Annotated in this window: 1 protein-coding gene; it reads right to left on the minus strand. The window is 66.6% G+C overall.

The genetic code is table 11. The annotated features are described in order from the left end of the window. On the minus strand, nt 1-595 hold a 595-nt coding region (locus tag A9X04_RS30945), incomplete at both ends, for a glycosyltransferase (protein WP_369828963.1).

A 595-nucleotide genomic window follows, 5' to 3' on the forward strand; every position in this document is an offset into this window, starting at 1 on the left:
TCCGCGGGCTTCGTCATCCGGGCGGCCAGCTCGCGGGCGCGGGAGACGTAGTCGGGGGAGAGGATCTGGCGCAGGTCGGCCACCAGCGACTCGCGCGTGGTTTGGGAAAACGGGCGGGCGACACCGACTTTCAGCCGATCCACCTGGCCCGCCCAGATCTTCTGATCGCTCATGCTCCAAAGGCTCAAGGTGGGTACTCCGGCGCGCAGGCCCGCGGCAGTGGTGCCCGCGCCGCTGTGGTGCACCACCGCCCGGCAAGCGGGAAAGACCGCCCCGTAGTTGACCACCCCTACCACCTTGACGTGCTCGGGAAGTGGCACGTCGCTGAAATCGCTCCAACCGGCGCAAATCAGCGCGCGTTCGCCCAATTCCGCGCAGGCCGCACCGATCATTTCGACCGTGTCGATCGGGGATTCCACCGGCATGCTGCCGAATCCAAAGCAAATCGGCGGCGTTCCCGCGGCTATCCACGACGCCACGTCGTCGTCGGCGCTGGTGGTCAATTCCATCGTCAGGGGGCCGACAAATGGCCGGAGGCCATCCCATTTCGCCCATTCGGCCGCCAGGCCGGGAAAGCAAACCTCGTCATAAGCCT

This window comes from Mycobacterium sp. E3247, from assembly GCF_001667785.1.
Classification (GTDB): Bacteria; Actinomycetota; Actinomycetes; order Mycobacteriales; family Mycobacteriaceae; genus Mycobacterium.